The organism is Thermanaerothrix sp. (assembly GCA_026417795.1).
GTDB lineage: Bacteria > Synergistota > Synergistia > Synergistales > Synergistaceae > Thermanaerovibrio.
The window spans coordinates 1-3,627 of sequence record JAOACP010000065.1; the positions used below are offsets into that span (position 1 = coordinate 1).

A 3,627-nucleotide genomic window follows, 5' to 3' on the forward strand; every position below is an offset into this window, starting at 1 on the left:
GGTATATCCCTCGCCTTTCGGAAAGAATTTTTTTTCTTTTGAGAAATGGGTGTGCCGCACGGGAATATGCCGTTCACAAGAGCGGGGGATACCCTGTTTAGGGGATGGTAGGGTGGTGAGAAAAGCGACCCCCTTTTTTATGAAGGAACAATACTATGCTTGATACGGTATACCCTGTGTTGATTGTGGACGATTCGGCGGTAAACCGGAGTTACTTACACTATATCCTGGACGAAGAGGGCTATCGAGTGATAGAGGCTTCTAGCGGAGAGGCCTGCCTTGCGGTAGCAGAAAAGGAACGGCCCCTTTTAATTCTTCTGGACGTGATAATGGGGGGCATTGATGGCTTTGAAACCCTAAAGCGCCTTAAGGCCGCCCCTTCCCTGGCAGGAATCCCGGTGATTATGCTCACCAGCCTGGATGATGAGGACTCAAAACTCAGGGCCTTTGAATTAGGGGCGGTAGATTATATTGTAAAATCCGCCAGGCCAGCGGAAATAAAGGCCCGGGTTCGGGTTCACATTCGGCTGAGTATGGCAAATCAGGAGCTTTTACAGAGCAAGATAGAAAGTATGCGGCAAATCAAGGAAGCCCAGCACGCCCTATTAATTCAGCCGGCCGATTTCCCTGAGGCTCGCTTTGCGGTCTACTATCAATCCCTCCATGAGGTGGGGGGAGACTTTTACGATGTGATTCGGGTAGCAGATGATGTTTACCTCTACGTCATGGTGGATGTGGCAGGCCATGAGGTGGGGACCAGTTTTATTACCCCCGCGGTAAAGGTCCTTTTAAAGCAGTTTTCTACTCCTACGTACACGATGGAAGAAACCTTTAGCTACATGGGAAATATCCTTGCCCAGACGGTTTGCCAGGACACCTACCTTACGGCAGCGGCCCTGCGGGTGAATCGTCGTTCTTTGAAGGCGACGTGTCTTACCGCCGGACACCCTCCGATTCTTCATCTCGCGTCGCCAAAAGGGGGTTCCGGAGGGAACGGACGGTTGCTTCAAACAGACAATCCGCCTATCGCGATGCTGGAGGGGGTTCAGTATCGGAGTGAAACCATTGATATTGCCTCGGGGGACCGCTTTATCCTCTGTACCGATGGCCTTTTGGAAGTGAAAAGCCCCGAAACCCATAAGATCATGGCCTGGGTAGAGGGAATGAAGTATTTACAGGCGGCGGAAAACATGATTCGAGATGTTCCCCTGAACGAAGTTCCTTCAGTGCTCGTCCATGAATTTGCCAGACGGGGGCAGTATACGGACGATGTGGCGGTTATCTGTGTAGAAGTATAGGGTTGCAGTTAGCATACGCCATATTTACCGAGCCTTCTTTCTCCGGGTATTATTAAGAAAAAGAACGGGGAGGGGCTGGAAATGAAAAAGGTTATTGCCTATGGGTTACTCCTTGTGGGGCTTATCACGGTAGGGAGCACCTTTTATGGGCTTACTCGAAGGAGCCCCTCTCAAAAAGGGGGGACGCTGCAACTGCCTTCATTTTTTTCGGTGCAGAATGAAAGGGAGCTTTCGGGCGAAATAGTGGAAGTACGAAAGGAACTTTCTCCCTTTTCGCAGGTAAGCATCCCCGGCGCAGGCCGGGTAGTACTTCGAAAAGGAGATGCCTGGGCTGTCACCATCCGGGCAGATAAAAACCTTATAGATTCCCTTGATACACGGGTAGAAGGGCGTACCCTGGTGCTGGGACAACAAAAGAATTTTCTATTTTTAAAGAATGCGCCTATCGAATACGTTATCACCACCCCCAAACTTGAAAAACTTTCGATTGCGGGGATGGCAGAAGTACGGGGGGATTCGACGCTTGAAGGACCGTCCTTTCTGTTAGAGCTTGCCGGTTCAGGTACGGTGTCGTTGCCGGTCAACGTAGAAGAGCTTCAGCTAAAGGTATTGGGGTCGGGGACGGTGGAAATTGCCGGTACCGTAGAAAAACTGGAGTATCAACTGTTGGGGAGCGGTACCCTGAAGGCCCAGAATTTATCCGGAAAGGAAGGGTATATCTCCGTATTGGGGGCAGGTAACTCGGACCTCGGTGTTTTTGAAGAATTGGATATCACCATTGCCGGTTCCGGGACCGTTACCTACAGCGGTAATCCCCGGATTAAGAGTCGTATTCCCGGAACTGGCACCATTCGCTCCCGATGAAAGCTTTTTTTGCTCCCCGCTTCGAAGGGGGAGCGTTTCTGCCTCTCTTAGTTTTTGGGGTGCTTAAAAAACAAGATGTACCAGGTATTGGTCCAGAAGAATCAAAAGGGCGAGGAGCCCCGTGTAGCAGGCAAAGCCCCAGAGGCGCCCTTTTTGTAATATTTTAAGAAGAAGTTTTATAGCAAGAAACCCCGTTATGGCTGCTGCTCCGGTACCAACCACCAGGGCGAATATCGACACCGCCCCCAGCATGCCAGGCCCTTCGTGCATAATATCTTTGAGCTGGAATACCAGGGCCCCCAGGATGGCGGGAATAGCCATGAGGAACGAGAATCGTCCTGCGTAGGACCGTTCGCAGCCCGCCATAAGCCCCCCCGCAATGGTGCTTCCTGAGCGGGATATGGCGGGGAAAATGGCAATGCCCTGCATGAGTCCCACGAAAAGGGCCCGGAGATATCCCATCTGGGCGGCATCTCTGATGGGGAGTCCTTTATGGTGATGTGCGGTATCCCGGGGCGCCGAATCGGAGGGCTGAGCAACCTCTGCCGCTTCTGGTTGCTGGGGCGTCCCTGTTTCCGCTGCGGTGTTCTGAGGGATAAACCGGCGTGAAAGTATTTCTCCCACTAACAGGAAGGTTGTGGTAAGAAGAAAACCCCATCCGAGCCAGGCGCCCGTGGAAAAGGCTGTTTCAATAGAATCTTTAAAGAGCAGGGCTATGACTACCGTGGGAAGGGTGGCCACTATGACGAGGTACGTGGTTTTCTGGAAAGGTCTCTGAATAAGGGGCCAGATATCATCCCAGAGGGCAACAAAAACGGCCAGAAGGGTTCCACAATGGAGCAGGGTATCAAACAAGAGGGGCACATCCTTTAACCCAAAAAGCTTTTGAAAAAGCACCAGGTGCCCCGAACTGCTTACGGGGAGGAATTCGGTAAGCCCCTGCACAACCCCTAAAAACAAGGCTTCTAAGATACTCATGCGGTGTACTCCTTGTGTGTGTATTGTCTGCAGAGTAAGAACTCTTACAAAAGGCCCGTCGGGGAAGACGCCCCTTTTTTGGGCGCCTTCTACGGAATAATCCCTAACCGTTTCCCTACCTGGCCAGATACTTCAAGGATTGTATCCAGTTCTTCGTCGGTATGAATAGCCATGTAGGAGGTTCTGATAAGGGCCCCATTGGGAGGAACCGCTGGGGCTATAACGGGATTTACGTAAATCCCCGCTTCGTACAGGGCTTTCCAGAAGAGAAAGGTTTTCTGGTTATCCTTAATATGCAGAGGAACGATGGGGGTTTCGGCGGTGCCAATGTCAAAACCGAGCTCTTTAAAGCCCCGAAGCATCTTTTGAGCAATGGCCTGGAGCCGATGTATCCGCTCTGGTTCGGCTTCAATGATTTCCAGCGCCTTGGCTGCGGCGGCAATGTTCGCGGGCGGCATGCTGGCGCTAAAGATAAGGGGCCGGGCAA

General features: G+C 51.8%; 4 protein-coding genes. 2 read left to right on the forward strand and 2 right to left on the reverse strand.

Annotated features, from left to right (window positions below; genetic code table 11):
- Window positions 1-155 precede the first annotated feature (155 nt).
- Both N2315_08890 and N2315_08895 read left to right on the forward strand, forming a co-directional pair.
- Entirely contained in the window at window positions 156-1,298 is a 1,143-nt protein-coding gene (locus N2315_08890; GenBank protein MCX7829292.1) for a response regulator, read from the forward strand.
- An 81-nt stretch (window positions 1,299-1,379) separates the two neighbouring features.
- Window positions 1,380-2,162 (forward strand): DUF2807 domain-containing protein, encoded by a 783-nt coding sequence (locus tag N2315_08895; GenBank protein ID MCX7829293.1) that lies wholly within the window; start codon window positions 1,380-1,382, stop codon window positions 2,160-2,162.
- 63 nt (window positions 2,163-2,225) lie between these two features.
- Here the strand turns inward: N2315_08895 and N2315_08900 are convergent, their stop codons facing one another.
- Window positions 2,226-3,140, reverse strand: coding sequence for an undecaprenyl-diphosphate phosphatase (locus N2315_08900; protein ID MCX7829294.1), 915 nt, complete (start codon window positions 3,138-3,140; stop codon window positions 2,226-2,228).
- An 89-nt stretch (window positions 3,141-3,229) separates the two neighbouring features.
- The coding region (locus N2315_08905) for an aminotransferase class I/II-fold pyridoxal phosphate-dependent enzyme (GenBank protein MCX7829295.1) at window positions 3,230-3,627 on the reverse strand (398 nt) is incomplete at its 5' end.

Bases quoted from the DNA above. Each gene is read 5' to 3' on its own strand.
- N2315_08890 (MCX7829292.1), top strand. From the start codon at position 156: ATGCTTGATACGGTATACCCTGTGTTGATTGTGGACGATTCGGCGGTA.
- N2315_08895 (MCX7829293.1), top strand. From the start codon at position 1,380: ATGAAAAAGGTTATTGCCTATGGGTTACTCCTTGTGGGGCTTATCACG.
- N2315_08900 (MCX7829294.1), bottom strand. From the start codon at position 3,140: ATGAGTATCTTAGAAGCCTTGTTTTTAGGGGTTGTGCAGGGGCTTACC.